Annotated in this window: 28 protein-coding genes and 1 pseudogene; 11 read left to right on the top strand and 18 right to left on the bottom strand. The window is 70.3% G+C overall.

Translation table 11 applies throughout. The features are described 5' to 3' along the window. Positions 1–50 precede the first annotated feature (50 nt). A complete protein-coding gene (locus E3T42_RS02185; RefSeq protein ID WP_134366391.1) occupies positions 51–947 on the bottom strand; it encodes a LysR substrate-binding domain-containing protein in 897 nt (298 codons plus the stop codon). A 115-nt stretch (positions 948–1,062) separates the two neighbouring features. Here E3T42_RS02185 and alsS point away from each other — a divergent pair, with 115 nt between their 5' ends. Together alsS and budA are read left to right on the top strand one after the other, a co-directional pair. Further along, positions 1,063–2,787, top strand: a complete 1,725-nt coding sequence (gene alsS, locus E3T42_RS02180; RefSeq protein ID WP_134402382.1) for an acetolactate synthase AlsS — start codon at positions 1,063–1,065, stop codon at positions 2,785–2,787. Then, entirely contained in the window at positions 2,784–3,515 is a 732-nt protein-coding gene (budA, locus tag E3T42_RS02175) for an acetolactate decarboxylase (RefSeq protein ID WP_134366393.1), read from the top strand. The genes alsS and budA overlap by 4 nt, the downstream gene beginning before the upstream one ends. 10 nt (positions 3,516–3,525) lie before the next feature. On the opposite strand, the gene E3T42_RS02170 is transcribed toward budA, so the two are convergent. The 12 genes from E3T42_RS02170 to E3T42_RS02115 form a co-directional block, all read right to left on the bottom strand. Beyond that, positions 3,526–3,756 carry a ferredoxin gene (locus tag E3T42_RS02170; protein WP_134366394.1) on the bottom strand — a complete coding sequence of 77 codons (231 nt, stop codon included), beginning with the start codon at positions 3,754–3,756 and terminating at the stop codon, positions 3,526–3,528. Then, a complete protein-coding gene (locus tag E3T42_RS02165; protein WP_134366395.1) occupies positions 3,753–4,979 on the bottom strand; it encodes an NADH-ubiquinone oxidoreductase-F iron-sulfur binding region domain-containing protein in 1,227 nt (408 codons plus the stop codon). Before E3T42_RS02165 ends, E3T42_RS02170 begins: the two co-directional genes overlap by 4 nt. Beyond that, the gene (locus E3T42_RS02160; RefSeq protein ID WP_134366396.1) at positions 4,976–5,593 is read right to left on the bottom strand and encodes a ferric reductase-like transmembrane domain-containing protein; all 618 of its coding nucleotides are present in this window, start codon (positions 5,591–5,593) and stop codon (positions 4,976–4,978) included. Before E3T42_RS02160 ends, E3T42_RS02165 begins: the two co-directional genes overlap by 4 nt. Then, the gene (locus E3T42_RS02155) at positions 5,590–6,561 is read right to left on the bottom strand and encodes an FAD:protein FMN transferase (protein ID WP_134366397.1); all 972 of its coding nucleotides are present in this window, start codon (positions 6,559–6,561) and stop codon (positions 5,590–5,592) included. Before E3T42_RS02155 ends, E3T42_RS02160 begins: the two co-directional genes overlap by 4 nt. 1 nt (position 6,562) lies before the next feature. Beyond that, positions 6,563–6,889: a hypothetical protein gene (locus E3T42_RS02150; protein WP_134366398.1), complete on the bottom strand. Its 327-nt coding sequence runs from the start codon at positions 6,887–6,889 to the stop codon at positions 6,563–6,565. Positions 6,890–6,967: 78 nt separating this feature from the next. Further along, entirely contained in the window at positions 6,968–8,047 is a 1,080-nt protein-coding gene (locus E3T42_RS02145; protein ID WP_134366399.1) for an LLM class flavin-dependent oxidoreductase, read from the bottom strand. A gap of 151 nt (positions 8,048–8,198) precedes the next feature. Further along, entirely contained in the window at positions 8,199–8,468 is a 270-nt protein-coding gene (gene rpsO / locus E3T42_RS02140; protein ID WP_134366400.1) for a 30S ribosomal protein S15, read from the bottom strand. 178 nt (positions 8,469–8,646) lie between these two features. Then, on the bottom strand, positions 8,647–9,315 hold the full coding sequence (locus tag E3T42_RS02135) for a maleylpyruvate isomerase N-terminal domain-containing protein (RefSeq protein ID WP_241975778.1): 669 nt from the start codon (positions 9,313–9,315) through the stop codon (positions 8,647–8,649). Positions 9,316–9,498: 183 nt separating this feature from the next. After that, positions 9,499–10,146, bottom strand: coding sequence for a dihydroxyacetone kinase subunit DhaL (gene dhaL, locus E3T42_RS02130; protein WP_134366401.1), 648 nt, complete (start codon positions 10,144–10,146; stop codon positions 9,499–9,501). Continuing rightward, positions 10,143–10,967 carry an HAD-IA family hydrolase gene (locus E3T42_RS02125; RefSeq protein WP_134402381.1) on the bottom strand — a complete coding sequence of 275 codons (825 nt, stop codon included), beginning with the start codon at positions 10,965–10,967 and terminating at the stop codon, positions 10,143–10,145. The genes dhaL and E3T42_RS02125 overlap by 4 nt, the downstream gene beginning before the upstream one ends. Next, positions 10,967–12,097, bottom strand: a complete 1,131-nt coding sequence (locus E3T42_RS02120; protein ID WP_134402380.1) for an AI-2E family transporter — start codon at positions 12,095–12,097, stop codon at positions 10,967–10,969. Before E3T42_RS02120 ends, E3T42_RS02125 begins: the two co-directional genes overlap by 1 nt. Before the next feature lie 78 nt (positions 12,098–12,175). Next, positions 12,176–13,066 carry an LLM class flavin-dependent oxidoreductase gene (locus E3T42_RS02115; RefSeq protein ID WP_134366404.1) on the bottom strand — a complete coding sequence of 297 codons (891 nt, stop codon included), beginning with the start codon at positions 13,064–13,066 and terminating at the stop codon, positions 12,176–12,178. A gap of 191 nt (positions 13,067–13,257) precedes the next feature. Between E3T42_RS02115 and E3T42_RS02110 the strand changes: the two genes are divergently transcribed. The 7 genes and pseudogenes from E3T42_RS02110 (at position 13,258) to E3T42_RS17180 (ending at position 17,160) form a co-directional block, all read left to right on the top strand. After that, complete coding sequence (locus tag E3T42_RS02110; RefSeq protein WP_134366405.1) at positions 13,258–14,433, top strand: M4 family metallopeptidase; 1,176 nt, start codon at positions 13,258–13,260, stop codon at positions 14,431–14,433. Positions 14,434–14,460: 27 nt separating this feature from the next. After that, positions 14,461–14,730 (top strand): protealysin inhibitor emfourin, encoded by a 270-nt coding sequence (locus E3T42_RS02105; protein ID WP_134366406.1) that lies wholly within the window; start codon positions 14,461–14,463, stop codon positions 14,728–14,730. Positions 14,731–14,875: 145 nt separating this feature from the next. Next, positions 14,876–15,748, top strand: a complete 873-nt coding sequence (locus E3T42_RS02100) for a hypothetical protein (RefSeq protein ID WP_134402379.1) — start codon at positions 14,876–14,878, stop codon at positions 15,746–15,748. Between the two features lie 133 nt (positions 15,749–15,881). Continuing rightward, complete coding sequence (locus tag E3T42_RS02095) at positions 15,882–16,307, top strand: pyridoxamine 5'-phosphate oxidase family protein (RefSeq protein WP_134366408.1); 426 nt, start codon at positions 15,882–15,884, stop codon at positions 16,305–16,307. A 4-nt stretch (positions 16,308–16,311) separates the two neighbouring features. Next, a complete protein-coding gene (locus tag E3T42_RS17190) occupies positions 16,312–16,479 on the top strand; it encodes an SDR family NAD(P)-dependent oxidoreductase (RefSeq protein WP_241975777.1) in 168 nt (55 codons plus the stop codon). After that, positions 16,476–16,778: pseudogene (locus tag E3T42_RS17185) on the top strand (SDR family NAD(P)-dependent oxidoreductase); the annotation flags it as partial. The gene E3T42_RS17190 and the pseudogene E3T42_RS17185, both read left to right, overlap by 4 nt. 28 nt (positions 16,779–16,806) lie before the next feature. Beyond that, positions 16,807–17,160, top strand: coding sequence for a hypothetical protein (locus E3T42_RS17180; protein ID WP_241975779.1), 354 nt, complete (start codon positions 16,807–16,809; stop codon positions 17,158–17,160). A 104-nt stretch (positions 17,161–17,264) separates the two neighbouring features. On the opposite strand, the gene E3T42_RS02085 is transcribed toward E3T42_RS17180, so the two are convergent. Continuing rightward, the gene (locus tag E3T42_RS02085) at positions 17,265–17,615 is read right to left on the bottom strand and encodes a hypothetical protein (RefSeq protein WP_134366409.1); all 351 of its coding nucleotides are present in this window, start codon (positions 17,613–17,615) and stop codon (positions 17,265–17,267) included. Between the two features lie 439 nt (positions 17,616–18,054). On the opposite strand from E3T42_RS02085, the gene E3T42_RS02080 reads away from it, so the two are divergent. Further along, positions 18,055–19,080, top strand: a complete 1,026-nt coding sequence (locus E3T42_RS02080; protein WP_134366410.1) for a cobalamin biosynthesis protein CobQ — start codon at positions 18,055–18,057, stop codon at positions 19,078–19,080. Positions 19,081–19,160: 80 nt separating this feature from the next. On the opposite strand, the gene E3T42_RS02075 is transcribed toward E3T42_RS02080, so the two are convergent. Then, complete coding sequence (locus E3T42_RS02075; RefSeq protein ID WP_134402378.1) at positions 19,161–19,574, bottom strand: hypothetical protein; 414 nt, start codon at positions 19,572–19,574, stop codon at positions 19,161–19,163. Positions 19,575–19,630: 56 nt separating this feature from the next. On the opposite strand from E3T42_RS02075, the gene E3T42_RS02070 reads away from it, so the two are divergent. Continuing rightward, positions 19,631–19,912, top strand: a complete 282-nt coding sequence (locus tag E3T42_RS02070; RefSeq protein ID WP_241975776.1) for a DUF167 domain-containing protein — start codon at positions 19,631–19,633, stop codon at positions 19,910–19,912. A gap of 71 nt (positions 19,913–19,983) precedes the next feature. Here E3T42_RS02070 and E3T42_RS02065 read toward each other — a convergent pair whose 3' ends face one another. The 3 genes from E3T42_RS02065 to E3T42_RS02055 form a co-directional block, all read right to left on the bottom strand. Next, the gene (locus E3T42_RS02065; RefSeq protein WP_134402377.1) at positions 19,984–20,355 is read right to left on the bottom strand and encodes an FKBP-type peptidyl-prolyl cis-trans isomerase; all 372 of its coding nucleotides are present in this window, start codon (positions 20,353–20,355) and stop codon (positions 19,984–19,986) included. Positions 20,356–20,546: 191 nt separating this feature from the next. Continuing rightward, positions 20,547–21,749 carry a PrsW family intramembrane metalloprotease gene (locus E3T42_RS02060; RefSeq protein WP_134366413.1) on the bottom strand — a complete coding sequence of 401 codons (1,203 nt, stop codon included), beginning with the start codon at positions 21,747–21,749 and terminating at the stop codon, positions 20,547–20,549. A 5-nt stretch (positions 21,750–21,754) separates the two neighbouring features. Next, on the bottom strand, positions 21,755–22,271 hold a 517-nt coding region (locus E3T42_RS02055; RefSeq protein ID WP_304999641.1), incomplete at its 5' end, for an FAD-binding oxidoreductase.

Raw genomic sequence — 22,271 nt, 5'->3', positions numbered from 1 at the left:
TCTATACGGCAGATTCCATTCCGAACAGGAATTCGTCACGCGCCTGCGGATCAGAGACGGATCTCGGGCTCCTCCCGCGGGAGGGCGAGGTCGACGAAGGCGCGCACCGCCGCCGACGCCCGGCGCTTGCGTGACGCCGCCAGGTAGACGGTGAACTCCGGCACGTTGTCGACCGGGAGCCGGCGCACGCCGGGGGCGTCGTTCGCCGCGAATTCCGGCAGAAGGGCGACCCCGAGGCCGTTGGTCACGTACTCGGCCGCCGTGCCGATGTCGGAGACCTCGATCGTGATCCGCCGCTCGATCCCGGCGGCGGCGAAGGCGTCGTCGACGATCTGCCGGCTGGCATAGCCGGGCGGCAGATCGATGAACTCCTCCGCGACGAGGTCGTCGAGTGTCACCGTGCGGGCGGACGCCAGCCGGTGGCCGTCCGGCACGACCAGCACCATCGGCGAGGAGGCGATCCGCACGGCGATCAGCGGCGCGGGCGCGGGGCCGCTCAGCGCGAGAAAGGCCAGGTCGAGTTCTCCGCTGACCAGCTCGTCCACCAGTCCGGCCGAGCCCCGCCGGGCCGCTCGCAGCCGCACGTCCACGCCCCGGTGGCCGGTGCGGAAATGCCCGAGGAGCCGCGGCACGTTCACCAGCGTGACGGAGGTCATCAGGCCGATCACGATGGACCCGGTGATGGCGCGGGTGGTCTCCTGGGCGACGTCGCGCACCTCGTTCACCGCGTCGAGGGCGTCGCGCACCTTCGGCAGGAGCAGTTCGCCCGTCGAGGTGAGCCGGATCTGTCGGCGGCTGCGGTCGAACAGCTCGACCCCCAGTTCGCCCTCGAGCGCGCGAACCCCGGCGGACACGGCGGACTGGGCGATCGTGAGCCGCTCCGCGGCGCGGGTGAAGCTCAGCTCGCCCGCGACGGCACTGAAGAATTCGAACTGTCTGACGTCCACCGGGTAATCATCTCATTTTCAGATCGTTTGCATCACTCTTCGGCGTTGTTTCTTATCTGTTTGAGCGGGAGCATGGATGGGGAAGCCGGATCCGACGGCAAGCCGGGAGGCCAGAATGACGAACATCTCACCCGCGGTGGACAGCACCGCCAGCACCCGGGCGGCCGGCACGGCCGACCTGGCCCGCCGCTCCGCCGACCGCGTCGTGGAGTGTCTGAAGGCCTACGGCGTGAAGTGGGTGTTCGGCGTCCCCGGCGCCAAGATCGACCCCGTGTACGACGCCCTCCTCGACGACGGCCCCGAGGTGATCGTCTGCCGCCACGAGCAGAATGCGGCCTTCATGGCCGCCGCCGTCGGGCGCCTGAGCGGGCAGCCCGGCGTCGTGCTCGTCACCAGCGGCCCCGGCACCGCCAACCTCGCTACCGGACTGCTGACCGCCACGACCGAAGGCGACCCCCTCGTCGCCCTCTGCGGCGCGGTGTCCCGCGCCGACCGCCTCAAGCGCACCCACCAGACGATGGACGCGGTCGGCATGCTCTCGGCCGTGACCAAGTCGGCCGGCGAGGTCAGCGTCGCCGACAACGTGCCGGAGGCCATCGCGAACGCGTTCCGGATCGCGACGCAGGAGCCCCGGGGCGCCGCCGCCGTCGTGCTGCCCTACGACGTCCTCACCGATTCGACCGCGGTGACGATGAAGAACCCGCACTGGGTACCGCGGCTGGGCGCCGCCGCTCCCGAGAGCGTGAAGCGGGCCGCCGCGCTGCTCAAGGATGCCCGGATCCCCGTCATCCTGGCCGGCGCGCGTTCGGGCTCCGACGAGGCCACCGCCGCGCTGCACCGGTTGCTGGGCGTCGCCGGGCTTCCCGTCGTCGAGACCTTCCAGGCTGCGGGCGTCATTTCGCACGAGCTCGAAGAGCACTACCTGGGACGGGTGGGCCTGTTCCGCAACCAGCCGGGCGACATCCTGCTGCACAAGGCCGACGTGATCCTGGCGATCGGCTACGACTTCGTCGAGTACGAGCCTTCGAAGTGGAACGAGGACCACCAGCGCGTGATCATCCACCTCGACGAGCTGGCGGCCGACCTCGACGACTACTACCGCCCGACGGTGGAGCTGCGCGGGGACGTGGCGGAGACGATCGACGCGCTCGCCCGGCAGATAGACGGCCTCGTGCTGCCCGCCGCCGCGGCATCCGTCGTCGCAGACCAGCGCGCACGATTGGCGCAGGCGGACCAGCCCACCGGGCTGCGCGACGAATCGGAGGGCGTGCACCCCGCCGACCTCACCCTGCTGATGCGCGAACTGCTGCCGGATGACACAACGGTGCTCTGCGACGTCGGCTCCCACTACATCTACATGGCCCGGCACTTCCGCACCTACCACCCCCGCACCCTGCTGTTCTCGAACGGCCAGCAGACGCTCGGCGTGGCCCTGCCCTGGGCGATCGCGGCGACGCTCGTGCGCCCGGGAACGCCGGTCGTGTCGGTCTCCGGCGACGGCGGCTTCCTCTACTCGGCGATGGAGCTCGAGACCGCCGTGCGGCTCGGATCGACGTTCACGCATGTCATCTTCAACGACGGCACCTACGACATGGTCGCGTTCCAGCAGCAGGGCAAGTACGGACGCACCTCCGGCGTGCAGCTGGGCGACTACGACGCGGTCGGCTACGCCGAGTCATTCGGCGCCCACGGCTACCGCGTCACCCATCTCGACGACTTCGCCGGCATCCTGGCCCAGGCCATGGCCGAGCCGGGACCGAGCATCATCGACGTCCACGTCGACTACCGTAATAACAGGGACGACCTGATGGCCGACCTCGAAAGCGATGTGCTGCAATGAGCAAATTCACCGTCTCCCGACACGAGATCTTCCAGACCAGCCTGATGAGCGCGCTGCTCGACGGCGTCTACGAAGACGAGATGACCGTTCGCGACCTGCTCGGTCACGGCAGTTTCGGAATCGGCACGTTCAACGGGCTCGACGGCGAAATGCTGATCATCGGCGGCACCTGCTACCAGCTTCGGGCCGACGGCGGCGTCTCCGTCGCCGACCTCGGCGCACACACGCCCTACGCGGTCGTCACGAATTTCGTTCCGCACATTGAGAGCGAGCTGCCCCCCGGCCTGTCGCGCGCCGAGGTGTCCACCTTCATCGACCGGATGACGGCCTCCCAGAACTACATGTACGCCCTGCGGATCGAGGGTGACTTCGAGTGGATCCGGATGCGGACGGTCGTCAAACAGCAGAAGCCGTACCGCCCGATGGTGGAGGCGACCGACGAGGACGCCATCATCGAACTGCACGACGTCACCGGTGTCGTGGCCGGATTCCGCACCCCGCTCTACGAGCAGGGCATCGGGGTGCCCGGCTGCCACGTCCACTTCATCAACGACGAGCGCACGGCGGGCGGCCACGTGCTGGACTTCAAGTTGCGCTCCGGGCGGGCCGCCCTCTGCCTCGGCACCGACCTGCGGCTGCAACTGCCCCTGACGGATGCCTTCCGCAACGCCGACCTCTCCCCCGACGACCTGGAATGGCAGCTGCAGAAGACCGAGCAGCACAAATAGGCAGACGTCTTTACGTCCCCAGCACCAGCCTCAGCGCCTGCCGCGGGCAGAGGGCGACCGCCTCGGAGGCGGCATCCAGTAGGCGTTCCTGAACCGGAACGTCCGACCCTGCGCCCCTGGTCCGGGCCAGCGGGTAGCCCCAGTCGTCCCGGGCAAGCAGTTCGGGCAGGATTTCGGTGCAGAGGCCGCGGCCGTCGCAGGCGGTCCAGTCGATGTGCAGCAGTGAGCGCGGCGCTGTCATGAGTGCTCCTTCCGGCAGGTGCCCGCCAGGTGGGCCCGCACGTCCGCGTCGAACACGGTCAGCGTGCTCAGCACGAAACGAGCGGTTCCGTCGGGGTAGTGGCACGACCCACGACCGGTGACGAGGTCGGCGAGCCGGCGCAGCTCGGCCGGCAGCGAGGGATCCCGTTCGCCGCGGGCCAGCCGCGACAGCACGCTCGCCATCGCCGACAACCCGTTGACGCAGGGTCCGCACTGACCGGCGGTCTCGCCGGCCAGGTAGGTCGCGATCGCACTGGCCACCGTCAGCGGACAGTGCCGAGCATCCTGCCCCATCAGGATTCCGGCGCCGGGGGTGGCCCCGAACCGCGCCAGGTCTTCTCGGTCGAGCCGCACGTTTCCGGCTGAGGCGGGAACCCACGCGCCGTGGAAACCGCCCACCAGCACGCCGGAGAGGCCGGCCGGATCGATCCCGGCGAACCGGAACACGTCGTTCAACCCCGCTCCGCCGCCGATCTCGATCACCGTCGACGGCCTCCCGCCGCCGGTGACGGTGACCAGACGGGTCCCCGGGTCGGACGCAGTGCCGCGCGAGCGGAACCAGGCCGGACCGAAACGCGCGATCAGGGCGATGTGGGCGAGGGTTTCAACGTTGTGCAGCAGGGTCGGCCGGCCAGCCAGGCCGGACTCGGTGAGCAGGAACGGTCGATCCTGCGGCACCGGGCGACGGCCGGCCAGGGCGCTGACAACGGCCGATGCCTCGCCCGAGACGAAGCTGTCGGCGGCCTCCCGCAGTTCGATTTTCCGGGCATCGCGGCGTTCCCCCAGCGCCCGCGAGACCGCTCCCAGCACGGATGACCGCACGTAGAGATAGGTCGCCGTGCCGTTCAGGGACTCGGCTACGGCCAGCAGGCCGTCGATGACCAGGTGCGGCGCCACGGTGAGCAGCGTCGCATCCTTGGAGCTGAGCGGTTCGCCCTCCGCGGCGTTGCCGATCACCACGACCCGGCGCCCGCGGGCCCGTTCACGGCCCGGCACCGCGGCGAGCTTGCGCCAGGCTGGGAAGGCCCCGCCGCCCCTGCCCTCCAGCCCCGAGTCGTGCAGGGCCGACAGGAGAACCGCCGGGTTGCTGGTCGGCAGCGGCCCGAAAGTGGCGAGGTGGGTGGCGAAATCGGCAGCGGGAGCGGACGTCAGCCGGGTCGTGCCGACCGGCGCGGTGACCGAGGATGCCACGGCGCCGGTCATCGGTTTCGCTCCACTCGGTTCGGGTCGGTCCGTTTCGGGTCTGTCCGATTTTGGTCACCCTGGGTCAGGTCGGCCCGCACCGAGCGGTATTCAACGAAACCGCCGGTGAGGCGCCAGAGGAGGGCCGAAAGCACGGCCACCGCGCAGACGACGGCGAAGGCGATGAACCAGCCCGCTCCGGCATCCGTGCCGTTGCCGATGCCGTGCAGGAGCGCGACCGGCCAGATCAGGTAGGTCAGCCAGTGCACGGCGCGGAAGACCCGCACGCCGACGGAGGCGCGCTCCAGGCTCGTCAGCACCACGGCGATCAGGAGGTCGACGGCGACGGTGCCGAGTCCCAGCCAGAACGGCTTGTAGGCGCCGAGGAAGGGCACGACGAAGTCGACCAGTCGCAGCTGGGCGTATGAGTCGCCGAGGAGCGTGACCAGGTGCACGGCCAGGAACGCGGTCGCCAGCAGTGCCACGTTGCGGTGCACCAGGGTCAGCGCGAAGCGGGGCAGGCCGAACAGGGGCCGGCCGGATCGGGTCAGGATGCCCAGCAGCACCGACATCGTGAACAGAGCCAGGGCGACCACGCCCGTGCCGCGGCCGAGAGCCCAGAGCGCCTCGTTCACGGCTTGCCCTCCTCGTCGGGCCAGCCGACGAGGGTGACCACGGCCCCGTCGGCGGAGACGAGCCGGGCCGGCACGCCCTGCTCACGCAGCCAGGCTTCCGCCGCGGCGCCGCGCACGATCGCGGCGGTGCTGAGGGTGTTCGCGCGGTGGCAGGTGGCCGCCGCCACCGTCGCGGTGCGCCAGACCGGTTCGGCCGGGAGTCCGGTGCGGGGGTTCAGGATGTGGTGTTGCGGCCGTCCGCCCCGCAGCCACCGCCGCTTCTGCGTGCTGGAGGTGGCCAGGGCCTGGCCGGCCGCGAGGGTGACCTGCGCGCTCGGCTCGAGCGGGGCATCCTGCACCAGCACCTGCCAGCCGCCGGCCGGCGCGGGGCCGGCGGTGGCGATGTCGCCGCCCAGGCTGACCAGCACCCCGCAACCGAGGCCGGCGCTGACCCGCGCCGCGACCAGGTCGGCGGCGACGGCCTTCGCGGTCGCTCCGAGATCGAGGGCCAGGTGCCGCGGAACGGTCAGCCGGTTCGCGACCAGCGTGACGCTCCTCCAGCCGGGGGCCCGGGACGCGATGGCCCGCACGGGGACGCCGTCGTCACCCAGGAGGAGCCGGATATCCCGGTCGTAGCCGACCGCGTCGAGTGCGTTGCCGAGGGTCAGGTCGACGTCACCGTCAGTGAACCGGGCGGAGGCGAGCGCCCGGCGGACCAGGCCGGCGAGCGTGTCGTTCACCTCGACGCCGTCCGGCAACCGATCGGCCAGGACGCGGATCTCCGAGTCGTCGCGGAACCGGCTGGAGGCCGCCTCGATGTCCGCGAGCACGTCATCCGCGATCGCGCGCGCCTCCTCGGCCCGCCCGCTCTGCCCGCTCTGCCCGGTCGGCCCGGCGTTGGTGAGCACGATGCGGGCGGTGGTGCTCCACAGCTCCCAGTCCAGCGTGGTGACGTGGGCCGTGGTGACGCCCGCTGTGATGGCGGGCATGTCAGGACCCGTTGGTGGTCGCGTTCGGGGACCGGCCGTTGCCCGGGGTGATCGGGGACACGTTCTGCTGGGGCTGCGGTGCCTGCTGCACGGGCTGGGACGACCCTTCTTCCCCGTCGCCCCATTCCCCGTCATCCGAGCCCTGGGTGTCCGCGGCCGGGGCCTGCTGCGTCGTCGGTCCCGCGGCGGTCGCCCTGGTCGCCAGCGCATCCGCCCAGCTGTGGAGACCGAGCGCCGAGGCGGCGACCACGGCCAGAACGCCGATCGTTCCCGTGACGATCCGGCTGAGCCGCTTGCCGTGTTCGCGAGCATCCATGGTCTGTTCCACCCTCCGATTGTCTACAGTGACAACGCTGGCAGGGGTCGCTATGCGTTTCCTATGAAAAAACCCCGAGCTGACAGGGTGTTAGGGACCGGTGACGGGCGCGGGCGCGGCCTCGAGGAGCTCGGCGGCGAGGAGCTCCAGCGTGCGCTCCCGGGCGGGGGACGTGGCCGGGGCGGCCGTCCCGTGCGCGGAGGCGATGGGCTGCAGCATGACCTCGTCGACCCCGAACCGGGCCGCGAGGTCACGGATGCGCGCGGCGGCGGCCACCGGCTCGTCCAGGATCCAGGTGGCGGACATCCGCTCGATCATGCCCTGTTGCGCCGGCGCCATCGTCGTGGCGGCGGCCTCCTCGAGCGTCGCGAGCGGGCCGAGCGGCTGGCCGGAACGCAGCCGAGCCATCTGCTGCATCTGCGGCAGGGCGAGGGCACGGGCCTCGGCCGCGGTGTCGGCGACCACCACGTTGAGGGTGAGGATGGTGCGCGGCGCGGCCAGGGTGTCGCTCGGAGTGAAGCCGCGTCGGTAGAGGTCGAGGGCCTGGGTGGTGCCGTCGCCCGCGAAATGGTTGGCGAAGACGTAGGGCATGCCCTGCTTCGCGGCGAGCCGGGCCGAGTAGTCGCTGGAGCCGAGCAGCCAGATCTCGGGCATCGCGTCGGCGGCGGGGGTGGCGCGCAGGGCGTACTCCTGGCCGGAGGTGAGGCTCAGGGCGGCCCCTCCGGGCTGCAGCAGCGCAGCGATGTCGTCGATGTTGCGGGGGAAGGCGTCGACCTCGCTGACGGCGCCGCTGGAGCGCAGCAGCGCGGTGATCATCGGGTCGCTGCCGGGCGCACGGCCCAGGCCCAGGTCGATCCGGCCGGGGAAGGCGGCCTCGAGCAGGCCGAACTGCTCGGCGATCACGAGCGGGGAGTGGTTGGGCAGCATGACTCCCCCGGAGCCGACCCGGATGCGCTCCGTGCGGGCGGCGAGAATGCCGATCAGCACCGGCGGGTTCGTCGACGCGACGGCCTGCATATTGTGGTGCTCCGCCACCCAGTAGCGGGTGTAACCGAGCCGGTCGGCGCTCTGCGCGAGGGCGACGGATGCCGCGATCGCCTGGGCCGAGCTCTGGGCGGTGCGGACGGGAATCAGGTCGAGCACGGAGAGGCTCAGGGCGGAAGTAGTCATCGCTTCGGGAAACCCTTCCGGGCCCGGTCTTATTCCCCGGACTCATTCCCTGGCCTGCCCGGCGGGCGAACGCGGCGGGTACGCAGAACGGGCCGCCACCCTCAGGTGACGGCCTGTTCGCAAGAAGATCGCGTTGTCTTCGAAAAGTGCCTTAGCGGCGAAGTCCGAGGCTGCCGATCAGCGTGCGGTACCGAGTGATGTCGATGTCCGACAGGTAACCGAGCAAACGACGGCGCTGACCAACCATGAGAAGCAGGCCACGACGTGAGTGGTGGTCGTGCTTGTGCTCTTTCAGGTGCTCCGTGAGGTCCAGGATGCGCTGCGTGAGCATGGCAATCTGAACTTCGGGGGACCCGGTGTCGCCTGGGTGGGTAGCGTACTTTTCGATGATCGCCTTCTTTGCATTAGCTTCGAGTGCCATAGATGGGATCCCCTTTCTCTCACTGCGCGGTGCCCGGGGCCGAATGCCTGGGCTCTCTTGATCCGCGGCCGTCAAACGGCAACCCACCGAGTTTAGCAGAGTCACGGATGCCCCGGCGCAGCGGCCGTGAATGCTTCGGCCGTGAATGCTTCGGCCGTGAATGCTTCGGCCGTGAATGCTACAGCACCGTGAAACCGGCCGGCAGGCTCCCCCGCCCGGTGGCCGCGAGGAGCAGGTCCGCGGCGAGGCCCTTCCGCAGCGCCAGATCCCCCAGCAGGTGCAGGCTGACGGATGCCGCGGCATCCGGAACCTGCGCCTGCACCCCCAGGCTCGCCCGGAGGTCGCAGGTGTGCACGGTGAGCTCGAAGATGCGGGTGGGCAGGTAGTCGGCCAGGCGCATGGCGCCGACCGGGGTGGCGACGACGGCGTCCCCGGCGGTTTCGGCGACGAGTTGCAGCACACGGTCGGCGATCACCGACACCTGCCGGGCCGGGTCGGGGCCGAGGGCCGCGCCGGCGTCCCGGCCGCGCCGGGCGACCGTCGCCGGATCCCCCAGCGAGGCGAGGGCCAACGGGTAGTAGTCGACCGCCGACAAAACCGCGACGGCGGCGCCGGACGCGGCGGCGCCGGACGCGGCGGCGCCGGACGCGGCGGGGGCCTGGCCGAGGTAGGTCTCCACGGTCAGCAGGGCCCGGCTGGTGTGCCCGACGAGGTCCCGCACGGTCCACTCGCCGAGGCCCGGCCGCTCCCAGTCGTTGACGAGGGATGACGTGTCGACGAACCAGCGGGCGGCCTGCCGGAAGGCCTCGCGGGTGGCGGGCCAGGCGTGCATCGAGTCGTCGTTCATGTGCCCACCCTCCACCCGTACCCCACCCGCCGTCTACCGCGGCCGCGGCTCGCGGCGCAGGTTGTGGCCGCGGGCGCAGGTTCTAACGCGCGCCCGCTGCCCGAAGGTGCGCCGCGAGACCGACGGCTGGTCGCGACCGACGGCTGGTGTGTTCGGCGACTGGTGCGTTCGGTCGGTCGCCGGTCAGAGGTCGTCGCGCGAGGCCCATTCCCGGCTGAGCCGCTCCAGGATGACCGCGACGGCGACCGCTCCAGGATCGGGCGAGCCGATGCTGCGTTCGCCGGTGTAAATGGCCCGTCCCCGGCGGGCCTGCAGCAGGCTGGTGGCGTCCGCGCTGGCCCGGGCCACCCGGGCCATGCGGGCGAGGGCCGCGGCAGGGCCGCTTGCGGTGGCCAACTCGGACTCGAGGGCATCCGTGGCCGGCACGAGGGCGTCGAGGAGGGTCTTGTCGCCGAGGTCGGACTTGCCGCGGCTCTTGATTCCCTCCGCGGACGCGCGGAGGATGGCGACCACGTCGGCCCCCGTGAGTTCTTCCTTGCCCGACACCGCGGCGGCCGCGCGCAGGAACGCCGTGCCCCAGAGCGGACCGGAGGTTCCGCCGATGCGCCCGGAGATGACCAGCGCCACCCTTTTCAGGAACGCCGACGGGCTGGAACGGTCGAGGCCGTCCCAGTCGGAGAGCACGATCTCGAACCCGCGGGCCAGGGAGAACCCGAAGTCGCCATCGCCGACCACGGAGTCGTGGTCCCCGAATTCCCGCTCGTTGTCGACGGCCGTGCGGGCGATGCTCTGCACGCCGAACGCGGTGTCTGACAGGGCTGTGCGGGTCATCGGTTCTCCAGGGCGTCTGGGGCAGTCGCGTCGGGGGCGGGAATCTCGGGGGCCTCAAGGATGGCGGCGAAATCGGAAAGGTCGACGAAGAATTCCGGCGCCAGGTGCAGCGGGTCGCTGATCGTGACGGTGGTGGGGCCGCCGGGGTCGCCGAGCGAGGACACCACGAGGGCCGCCCCGGTGAAGTCCTCCCCCGCGGCGTAGCCGCTGACCGTGATCACGGTGCGCAGCCCGGCGGCGAGCTCGGCCTTCAGACCGTTCGCACTGTCCTCGACGACCAGCGCGTCGCCGGGTCCGATCCCGAGCTCCCGCAGGGCGCGCAGGTAGACGTCCGGGGCCGGTTTCCTGGCGCCGTCGACGTCACCGGCGAAAACCCGGAACTTTGCCGCAAGCTCGGGTCCGACCGCGTGGGTGAGCACGGTGCGCACGGACTCCTCCGCGGACGTGGACGCCACGGCAAGGGTCCAGCCGGCGTCCGCGGCCTGGGTGACGATCCGGCGGATGCCCGGGCGGGCCGGCAGTGCGCCGCGGTTCACCCGCTCGGTGTAGATCGCGGTCTTGCGCCGGTGCCATCTCGCGACGGTGGAGTCGAGTGCGGCGGGGTCGTCCTGCGGCAGCCCGAGCACGGCGGCGACCGACGGGGTCAGGATGCTGCGCATCCGTTCCTTACCGCCGCCGATCTTCATCTTCACCGCGTAGTCGGGGTCGCTCCACTGCACGGGAACCGAGAACTCCGCGAAGGCCTGGTTGAAGGCCGGCAGGTGGCCGTCGCGTTCGGTGTCGGCGAGCACGCCGTCGCAGTCGAAGATGAGCGCCGGCATCACCTCACGCCTTCCGCACGCCGGCGGTGGCGCCGGAAGGAGAATTTCTCCCGGCGGGTGATCGACTCGTCCGGCCCGTCCCAGACCTTGAAGATCGCCCAGGAGACGGCCACCAGCGGCACCGCGAGCACGGCCCCGGCGATGCCGCCGAGGACCGTGCCGCCGGTGAGGGCGATCAGGATCACCAGCGGATGCAGTTTCAAGGCCCCGGCCATCACCACCGGGTTGAGCAGGTCCCCCTCGAGCTGGTTGACCACGACCACGATCGCCACGACGATCAAGGCGACGATCGGGCCGTTGGCGACGAGGGCCACCAGCGCGGCGAGGATGCCGGCGATCGTCGCCCCGATCAGGGGGATGAAAGCGGTCAGGAACACGATCACGGCCAGGGGCAGGGCGAGCGGGACCTGCAGGATGGCCAGCCCCGCCCCGATCAATACGGCATCGAACAGGGCGATGACCGCGGTGCCGCGCACGTACTGACCGAGGACCTCGGGCGCGACCGCGCCGACCCGGCGCGCGCGCTCGAGGCGTTCCCCGGAGAGGAAACGCAGGAAGAAGCCCCAGATCAGGCCGCCGTCCTTGAGGAAGAAGAACAGGATGATCACGATCAGCAGGAATCCGGTGACCAGTTCGACGGCGGCGGACACCCCGGCGAGAGCGCCGGTACCGAATTCCGCGCTCGTGATGAAGCCGACCAGGGTGTCGCGCACGGCGGCGAACTGGGCGGCGTCCAGGGACAGCGGGCCCTCGACCAGCAGCCCCTGCAGCTCGTCGAGTCCTTCGCTGGCGGCCAGGGACAGTGCGGTCCACTGGTTGCGCACCGCGAAGACGATGAGCGTGACGATGCCGCCGAGGATGAGCACGCCCGACAGCAGAGTGATCCAGGTGGAGAGCATCGCCGAAACGCCGCGCCTGCGCAGCCAGCCGACCACCGGTACCAGCGCTGACGCCAGGATCAGCGCCACGAGCACCGGGATGACCACGAGCTTCACCTGCACCAGCGCGTAGACGATCCCGCCGGCCACCAGCACCACGAGGATGATCTGGCCGCTGCGGAGTCCCCACCGGCCGAGGCGGTCGGTCAGCAGGGAGCGCGGGGGCTGTGCGGGAACGTCGTCTGCGTGCATGCCGCCACCATAGGCACCTGTGCGTCGGCCGTAAAGGCGGCGGCAAAGGCGCTGCCGGCCGACCGCGTACTGAGCGGCCTACGAAGCGTGCCGGGCGAAGGAGGCCGCCACCCGTTCCAGCACGGCCTCCGACCCGGCGTAGATGCCGTCGGGCCGGGGCCAGTGACTGATCACGTCGGTGAACCCGAGCTCGCCGGCGCGACCCACGGCATCCTCGAACGCGCCGGCGCTGCTCAGGGAGTAGGCGCCGCCGCTGTCCAGGGACAGGTAGCGGTCGATGCCGGCCGGGTCGCGGCCCGCGGCGAGCGCCGTGTCGTCGAGCCGTGCCGACAGGGTTGCCACCGAAGCCCACCAGTCCTCGCCGACCGCGCCATCCGCCCCCGTCGTCACCCAGCCGGACCCGAACGTGGTGACCAGGCGCAGTCCCTTCGGCCCGTTGGCGGCGATGACGAAGGGCACCCGCGGCGACTGCGCCGGGGTGCCGACCATGCGTGCACCCACCGCCGTGGCCCAGTCGCCGCTGAAACTCAGGCCGCCCCTGCCCGGCTCCTCGTGGCGCAGCAGCAGGTCGAGGCCGGTGACGAATTCGGCGAACCGTTCGTGCCGTTGCCGGGGTGTGAGCTCGGGCTGGCCGAGCACGCCGGCGTCGAAGCCCGTGCCGCCTGAGCCGATGCCGAGCAGGAACCGCCCGCCCGCGATGTCGTCCAGGGTCGCGATCTCCTTGGCGAAGGTCACCGGATGCCGGAAGTTCGGCGACGACACGAAGGTGCCCAGACGGATGCGGGAGGTCACGACCGCCGCGGCCGTCAGCGTAGGGACGGTCGCGTGCCAGGGCTGGTCGGCGAGGGACCGCCAGGAGAGATGGTCGTAGGTCCAGGCGTGGTCGAAGCCGAGCGCCTCCGCGCCCTGCCACTTGCGGCGGGCCTCCGGCCAGGCGTCCTGCGGGAGAATCACGATTCCGAAGCGCATGCTGAGAGTCTACGGACGGCGGCCTCCGGCGCCTTCTCGCCCGGGCCGCCCGGTGCTATTAATGGTGCAGCTCGCGGTGCCGCCCGCCCCCCACGTTACGGTCGGCGCCGCGAGTTCGCCATTCGGGCCCCTCCGCGGCGGATGCAGCGGATGCGCTGGCCAGTGTCACCGTCTGGTGCCACACTCGTCCCATGACCGGATCACCGCACGCCCACACCCGTTGCGCGATCGTGCCGCCGTACCTGCTGGTGCGGCTGGCCCGCCTGGACGATCCCCGGTTCGCTGCCGCCGCCGAGGCCGCGCGGCAGTCGCTGATGCGGGACGCGCCGATCCGGGACCTGCGCGCGGGGGCGCATCCGTCTGTGCGATCGTCGGTGCATCCATCGGTGCAGCCTTCGGGCATCGGAACCGCGGTGCGCGGGCGGATCGACCGGGCCATCTCGGATGCGGCGGGCCTGGAGCGTCTGCCGGGCCGGCTGGTGCGCGGCGAGCGGCAGGGGCCGGTGGCGGACCCGGCGGTGCAGGAGGCCTGGGACGGGCTCGGCAGCACGCACGCCCTGTTCTGGACGGTGTTCGAGCGTGACTCCATCGACGATCGCGGGCTGCCGCTGGAGGCCACCGTGCACTACGGCCGCCGGTACGACAACGCGTTCTGGGACGGGGAGCGGATGGTCTTCGGTGACGGGGACGGGCAGGTCTTCAACCGGTTCACCGCGTCGCTGACCGTGATTGGGCACGAACTCGCCCACGGCGTCACCCAGTTCACCGCCAACCTCGCCTATCAGGGCCAGTCGGGCGCGATCAACGAGTCGGTGTCAGACGTGTTCGGTTCCCTGGTCGAGCAGTACGCGAGGGGCCAGTCGACCGCCGAGGCGTCCTGGCTGATCGGCGAGGGATTGTTCACCGACCAGGTGCAGGGTGTGGCCCTGCGCTCGATGAAAGCACCCGGCACCGCCTACAACGACGATGTCCTCGGCAAGGACCCCCAGCCGGCCAACATGTCCGGCTACGTGGAGACCGAGGACGACAACGGCGGGGTGCACCTGAACTCCGGTATCCCGAACCGGGCGTTCTTCCTGGTCGCTTCCGCTCTCGGCGGCAACGCCTGGGATGCCGCCGGCCGGATCTGGTTCGACACGCTCACCTCCGGCACGCTCGGGCGGGGCGTTGACTTCCGCGGGTTCGCTCGGGCGACCGCGCGGGCGGCGCTCAAGCGGTACGGCATCGGATCCCCGGAGCACGATGCCGTGATCGCCGCCTGGACCGCGGTGGGACTCGGTGCCGGCCTCGGCTCGGTATCGAGCGCCCGCACCGGCGCCGTCACCATCCCCGGCGGCACCGGGGATCCGGTCGCGCTGCCGGAGTAGCATCTCTCCCATGAAGGTGGACGTCTTGTGAAGGTGGTCGTCTCGCGCAGCGGTGGTATCGCCGGGATCCGGCGGACCTGGGAGGTTCAGGTCGACGAGCAGCCCGATGCGTCAGCATGGATGGCGCTCCTCGACACTCTGCCATGGAACGACGTGGCCACGGAGGCGCCGCAGCCGGACCGGTATATCTATCGCATCCGCTGTGCACCCCATGAGGTGGTGCTCGGGGAGCAGCAGGTCTGCGGCCCCTGGCAAGACCTTATTGACCGGGTCAGAGGGGTGATCGAACCACGCTGAACGTTGCGTGAACGAATGGCGCGGACCGTTCCTGGACGTGGCTGCCTGAGAGTCCCCTGTTAGAATGACCTTAACTAGGGGGCCTTTCATCGTTATTCTTCCGGCTGTAAAAAATTCATGTTCTTCCATCCTGCGCCAAGCCACAGTGCTGGCCCTCGGCCTCGTTCTCGCCGGCTTTGCGCTGACCGCTATTCCGGTGGCGCCGGCCTCGGCTGCGCCGACGGGCACGACCATCGACCAGTGCAACGGCGTCCCGGGAGTCGGCGCCGGCACCGGAGCCGTGGAATGCAACGTCACCGTGACGAACAACCTGGACCTGGCTACCGGTGTGGCGAGTTCCACGGTGAGCACCGTCGTATGCGTTCACGAAGCCAACACCAAGGTCGATTGCGGGCCGGCCACGGTCGCTCCCTACACGAACCTCGTCCTGCACGTCGCGCAGTGCAACGGGTCGATCAACGTCGGCGGCGGGAACGTGCTCTGCACCGTGACCATCGTGAATAACATCACCGGCTCGGCGACTCCGACCCCCGCGACCGTGAATCAGTGCATCGAATCCGGCACCGGCGGCGGCACCGAGCCGACGACCGACTGCGACCCGACCGGCCCCACAACCGGTGCCACGGTCGACCAGTGCAACAGTTCCGGAAATGGCGGCGGCGCCACCATGCGCGTACTGTGTACCGTCGACCCGCTGTCCAGCGTGGTGCCGGAAATTCCGGTCACGGTCACCCAGTGCAACGGATCCGGCAACAATGGCGGCAGCACGGTCATCTGTGACACCGAATTGACCACGATCGTGCGGGCCGCAGCAACCACGCCGACGGCCACCCCGACCCCGACAGCGACCGCCTCTCCGATGGTGGCTCCCCTCGTCGAGGCCGCTCCGCAGTTGGCCGCCACCGGCTTCAGCTCCGGACCGCTCCTGATCTCCACCGCTTCGGCTCTCCTGCTCGGCGGCCTGGTCGTGCTGTTCGTATTCCGACGCAACATCCGTCGCCCCGGGCGCCAGGGCTGACACGCACCAGCTCTGCACGAAGAGCGACTACGCGCCGACCGCCGTTCCCGGTGGTCGGCGCGTTTTTCGTCCCGCCCGTTGGTCGACCCGCGCGTTAGCTCGCGGAGAAGCCGACCGCGTGGGACCATTGGGCATGGAAACCAACGACCTGAGTCCGGTTCGGAACCTCACCGAAGAAGAATGCTGGGATCTCCTGATCTCGTCGAGTTTCGGGCGACTCGCGCTGAGCATCGCCGGTGAGCCGGACATCTACCCGGTGAACTTCATCGCGGTCGACAAGACGCTTCTTTTCCGTACCGCGGAGGGCACGAAGCTGCTCGAACTCACCGTGAACAACAGGGTCGCTTTCGAGACGGACGGGATCGGCCGCGACGAAGCCTGGAGCGTCGTGGCGCGCGGCCAGGCGCGCGTGCTCGACACGCAGGCCGAGATCGAGGCCGCGGACCAGTTGCCGCTGCGCCCGCTTGTCCCCACCCTCAAGTACATCTATGTGGAGATCACGCCCACGACTGTCAGCGGTCGTCGATTCAATCTCGGCCCGGAACCCGACCGGTACTGACCAGATGAACACGCAAGCGGTTCCCGGCGTTGTGCTGATCACCGGTACATCCTCCGGGATCGGCCTGCATGCAGCCGTGGCGGCGGCCCGCGCCGGACACACGGTCGTGGCCACGATGCGCAACCTCGAGGGAGCGCGCGCCCTGCGCGACGCCGCGGCCACCGCGGGGTGAGCCTCGACATCCGTCGTCTGGACGTCACCGAGCCCGACTCGGCGACGCAGGTCGTGACCGACCTGACGGAACGCTACGGCCGGCTCGACGCGCTCATCAACAACGCCGGCTCCGGCCGGGTCGGCACCATCGAGAACGAGACCGTCGACGATGTGCGAGCCGTGATGGAAGCGAACTTCTTCGGGGTCGTCGCCGTGACCCGCGCTGCCCTCCCCCACCTGCGTAAAACCCGCGGGCGCCTGATTTCGGTGTCGAGCGTCGGCGGGGTCGTCGGCCAGCCCTTCAACGAGGCCTACTGCGCCGCCAAGTTCGCGGTCGAAGGCTTTCATGGAGAGCCTCGCCCCCGTGGCTGCCACGGCCGGGGTCTCCGTGACGGTCGTCGAGCCCGGTGCCGTGGCGTCGTCGTTCATCGCCAACGTGGGTGGAGACCTCGCCTCGTCCGGCCCGGTTGACGACCCCTACGCCGACACCCTGGCCCCCTACCTGGCCCGCGCGGCGTCCTCCTTCAGTGCTGCCCAGTCCGCTCACAGCGCCGGTGCGGTTCTCGCAGGCCTGCTGGACGGCGACCGCCCCGCGTTCCGCGTGCAGACGTCCGAAGGCGCACGCCAGTTCGTGGCTGCCAAGCTCGCCGACCTCGATGGTTCCGTCGTGCAGGGCATGACGGCAGCCTGGCTGGCCTGACCGGCTCCTCCCGGGCGGCCTCGACCGTCAGAACGGTGCGTGCTCGGGGGCGGGCTCCGGCTCGGCTACCGTCGTGGGTTCCGGCGGCGGCGTCGTCTCGGGTTTCACCGCAACGTGCCATAGCTGATCTCCCCCGCAGCCAGCGCCGCCCGGGTCGCGAGCAGCTCAACGGCCAGGGCCCGGCTCTCCGCGACCAGGTTTTCCGCCGACCGCTGCGGCACCCGGATCGTGCAGGCCAGCTCGCTCGAGAACTCCCGCTCGGCCACCTCACGTGCGTCCCAGCGGGCGCTTGGGACCCGGGCGGCGTTGTGGGCGACGGCCTGCCCGAACCGTCGGGCCGCCTCGACCCGTTCCGCCCGCCGGGCGAAGGCCGCGGCGATGTCGCGTTCGGCCTCGGCGATGGCATCGAAATGGAGGCCCATGGCCTCTCGCTCTGCGATGAATGACGGCTTCATGAGGAACACGCTACGCGCACCCACCGACACGGCCCCGGCACCCGTGGACACTGTGGATAACTTGATCAAACCCGGATTGTGGAGGACACCGCGCGCTTCCCATCTACTGCGTCCGCGCCGCCGAGGACGCTCAGTCCCGGCGAAGTATGCCGGAACGCGGCCCGGCGACCGGCCGCCCGGAATCCCCTTCCCCACCCTCGGGTGGCTAATTCAGGAGATTCGGGCCGGTCGCTCGTCCGTCGCCGCAGACCAGTGCGGATGAGTGGGCGCCAGCGGGAGAATCTCCTGAGTTAGCCCCGGCGGCGGCAGGTGGCTTTGGCTCACCGCGAAGAACCTCATACGGTTAAGGAAGTTGCGGATCTTCCCCGGTCCGGAATCAGCCGTTGTCGACGACTGAGTCCGAGCAACGCCAGCCAGCAGCGACGGAAAGAAACCGATCATGACCCAGAATGTCCCCGCGCTTCCCGGTGCCGGAGCCCCCGTTCACGAAGGCGATGCAGCCGGCGGGACCGGGGAGAACGAGGGGCCGGATGCCTCCACTCGCCTCTCGTTCCTCAGCCCGCCGCAGCGCACGACGGCCGGGCCTGCTCAGCAGGGCTGGCGAGGGAGGCTCAGCCGGCTCACCGGTGGCCTCATCGCTCTCGGCCCGGGCCGCGTCGAGCGGGCGCACCGAGAGACGATCGCCTCCGTCCAACGCAACTTCACGGAGCCGAAAACGATCGTGGTGCTCAATCCCAAGGGCGGAGCGAACAAGACGACCGCGACCCTGCTCATCGCGGCGACGCTGGGCATGTACCGCGGCGGGTACACGCTGGCGTGGGACAACAACGAGTCGATGGGAAACCTCGGGGTGAGGGTGCGCACCGCCGGGCACACGAACACCGCCCTGACCCTCCTGCGCGAGCTGGACCGATTTGACGACGGACGCACCATCCGCCTGGGCGACCTGGACAACTATGTGCACGCCCAGGGGGACGCCCAATTCGACGCGCTGGCCTCCGACCTGGACCCGGCCGGCGCCCGGAACATCGACGGCGAGGCGTTCGGCCGGCTCTACGCCATCCTCAGCCGGTTCTACCGCGTGCTGGTGATCGACACGGGCAACAACATGCGGGCATCCAATTGGGAGGCAGCCGTCGAGAAAGCCGACCAGCTCGTCGTCGTGTCGACGATCCGCGAAGACACCGGCTACGGTGCGGCCGCGCTGCTGGAGGGTCTGCGCCAGAAAGGCCACGGCGAGAAGGTGGCGCAGGCCGTCACGATCCTGGCGTCACCGGACGGGACCGTCGACGACGCCCTGTACCGGCGGCTGCACGATCACTTCGGCAAGCTCACCCGGGCCGTCCTGGACGTGCCGTTTGACCCCGCGCTGATCGGCGGTGGACCGCTGAACATCGACGCACTCGACCCGCGCACCCGCCGGGCCTGGCTGGACGCGACGGCTGTGATCGCCGAGGGACTCTGAGGCGGCGAGGGCTGCGCGTCGGGCCGGGAAGGCCCGGTAGGCCGGGAAGCCCGGTAGGCAGGGAAGGCTCGGCGGGCGCCTCAGGCATCCGCGGACAGACCGATGAGGCGGAGCAGTGCGAGGCCGTAGGCATCCGCGGCTTCGTCGGCGTCGAACGATTCCGTCGCGCCGTGGATCTCGACCAGCACCCGGTGGCTCGATTCCTCCAGCCGGTGCAGGGAGCGGAAGGTGTTGCGCAGCAGCGCCCGCAACTGGTCCTCGCGCGGGAGCCAGAGGGCGTCCTCGAGGGCGAGGGAGTCCAGAGCCCACTCGGTCGTGCCGTTGAACCCGAGGATCGTGCCGGTGTCGAATTCGTGCGGTTCGATGGTCATGTCACTGACCGTGAACACGTCGCTCTCGAAACCGGCACGTTCGATCCGGAAGGCGTCCCCGGAGACGGGGCGCCAGCGCAGACCGGCCACGGCCAGTGCGCGTGCACAGTCGATTGAGATCATGGCGGCAACTCCGCCCGCTAGCGTTGTGATGAGAACTATATTCCAGGAGGACCGGTGTGACGCGAACCGTGAATCTGACGGTGCATGTGAAGCCCGGCAGCCGCAAGGGGCCTCTGGTCACGGTCGACGACCCCGAGGATGCGCCGGACACTGCGACGAAACTCCCCACGGATGCCGCCCTTACGGTCTATCTGCAGCAGCGCGCCGCCGAGGGTGCCGCCAACGAGGCCCTGGTCAAGCTGCTCGCCAAGCACTTCGGCGTTTCCCGGAGCGCGGTCACCATCATCCGTGGGCACAGCTCCCGGATCAAGCACGTGCGGGTCGAACACGACTCGTAGCGACCGGTCGCGACTGGTTGTGACCCGCACGTGCCCTCCGGGCGGCGGTGAGTTGCAGCTGACGCCGAGTTCTAGCTGACGCCGAGCAGGTCGATCACGAAGATCAGCGTCTGGCCGGAGAGACGGTGGCCTCCGCCGGCGGGACCGTAGGCCAGGTGCGGCGGGACGACCAGCTCGCGGCGTCCGCCCACCTTCATTCCGGGGATGCCCTGCTGCCAGCCCACGATCAGCGACCGGAGTGGGAAGTTGATCGACTGGCCGCGGTTCCAGGACGAGTCGAATTCGTCTCCGGTGTCGTATTCGACGCCCAGGTAGTGCACGTCGACGGTGGCGCCGGGGGTTGCCTCGGCACCCTCGCCGACCACGATGTCGGTAATGGTCAGTTCGGTGGGCGCGGGGCCCTCGGGTGCGTCGAGTTCGGGCTTTGAATTGAGATCAGTCATGTTCCCATCCAACCGGATTCACCCGTCCGACGCACCGTGAAAATTCCCCCTTGCGCGAACGCAACGGGGAGGCGCACCATGGTGTCAGTAACTCGCCGCTCCGGGAGAGTCGTCGGCATCGCCACACCACCGGGCGGCGAGTTCATGTCTGCAGCCGACGCCGTTCACTTCCCCGCGCTCAGGTGCGACGCTCAGGCGATCACTCCGGCGCGGTCCGCCTGGATGAGGCCCAGCAGTTCCGCCTCGTCGGCGCGGTCCACGTGACCCGCCGTGCCGTTCAGCATCCGTTGCCGGGCGAATGCCAGCCGGGTGGCATCCCGGATGAAGCTCTGCATCGCCCGCTTGCGGGCGCGGGGCTGGCGAGAAGCCCAGGTCCTGGCCTGCCGCCGCCCTTCGGGGGTGGCGAGCATCGAGACCTCGGCGGCGCTGAACCAGCCCACCGCCGCGTACTCGCTGAGTCGACGTTCGGTGATGCGCTTCTCCTGCCGGCGGAGCAGGATCACGACCACGACGGCGGCCAGGAACAGCGGCACCTGCACGAGCAGGTAGTAGGTCACCAAGGAGGCGCTGTCCACCAGGTAGAAGGCGCCGTTCCAGAGCATGTGCAGCAGGATGGCGCCCAGCAGGCCGAGCAGGATCGTGCCGGCCGCCGCCGCACCGCGGCGCCGGGCCGCCAGTCCGATCGCAATCCCCGTGCAGGCGGTGAACATGACGTGCGCGAACGGGGACAGCACACCCCGCACCAGGAAGGTGAAGCCCAGGTTGGCGGCGCCGCCGTCCATCATCGCCAGACCGAAGTACTGGATGTTCTCGGAGAACGCGAACCCCGCGGCGACCGTCGCCGCGAAGACGATGCCGTCGACGGGTCCGTCGAACCGGCGGCGGAGCACCCAGAAGATCAGCAGGATGCCAAATCCCTTCGCGGTCTCCTCCACGATGGGCGCCTGGATGACGGCGGCGGTGAAATCGGCGCCGGACCCGGAGGCTGACCGGGACGCGCCGGAGAGGTTCAGGGCGATCTGCACGCCGAGGTCGAAGATCAGGGCCGACGCCACCGAGACGCCCGCGCCCCAGAGCAGGGCGAACCAGAGCGTCGGGCGGGGCTCCGGCTCCCAGCGGTCGATCCAGCGCACGGCCAGCAGGATCGCCGTCAACGGGATGAGGGCGAGGATCAGGCAGATCAGCAGCGCTCCGGGGCCGAGGAACGTGGCCAGGTACACCAGCACCAGCAGCACCGCCGTGCCGCCCACGACCAGGCCGACGCTGGTCAGGGCGATCAGGCCCCCACTCGTGCGGCGCACCGGGGCGGACCACACGGGCTGAACGGGCTGGGCCGCCGGTTGCACACCCGGGGCGGCAGCGGCTGGGCGGGACTCGGGCGACTCAAATGTCATGCCGATCAGGATACCGGGGCGAACATGGTGCCCGGGTTGAGGATGCCGAGGGGATCGAAGACGGACTTGATCTGGCGCTGCAGGTCGAAGCTCGTGTCGCCGACTTCCTCCGCCAGCCAGCGGCGTTTGAGCACGCCGACCCCGTGCTCGCCGGTGAGGGTGCCGCCGAGTTTCAGGGCCGCCCGGAACAGTTCTCCGGCCGCCTCCCAGATCGCCTCCGGCACCACCGGGTCCCCGGCCGGCCGGCCCGGGTCGGCGGGGATCACGAAGTTGGGGTGCAGGTTGCCGTCGCCGGCGTGGGCGACCGTGGGGATCGGCACGCCCGTGCGGGCGCTGATCTCCGCGATCCGTTCGAACATTTCCGCCATCCGGGAACGGGGCACACAGACATCCTCGATCAGGACCTCGCCGTGGGCGGCCAGCGCCGGGTGCGCGGCCCGCCGCACGGCCAGCAGCCGGTCGGCGGTGGCGCCCCCCGCGGCATCCGCCAGGCGGACCTCACCGCCCGCGGCCCGCAGCACG

Origin of the sequence: Cryobacterium sp. TMT4-10 (assembly GCF_004403275.1) — a bacterium.
Classification (GTDB): domain Bacteria; phylum Actinomycetota; class Actinomycetes; order Actinomycetales; family Microbacteriaceae; genus Cryobacterium; species Cryobacterium shii.
Note: the sequence above shows the minus strand (reverse complement) of the source record. Positions and strands in the feature narration are given on the sequence as shown.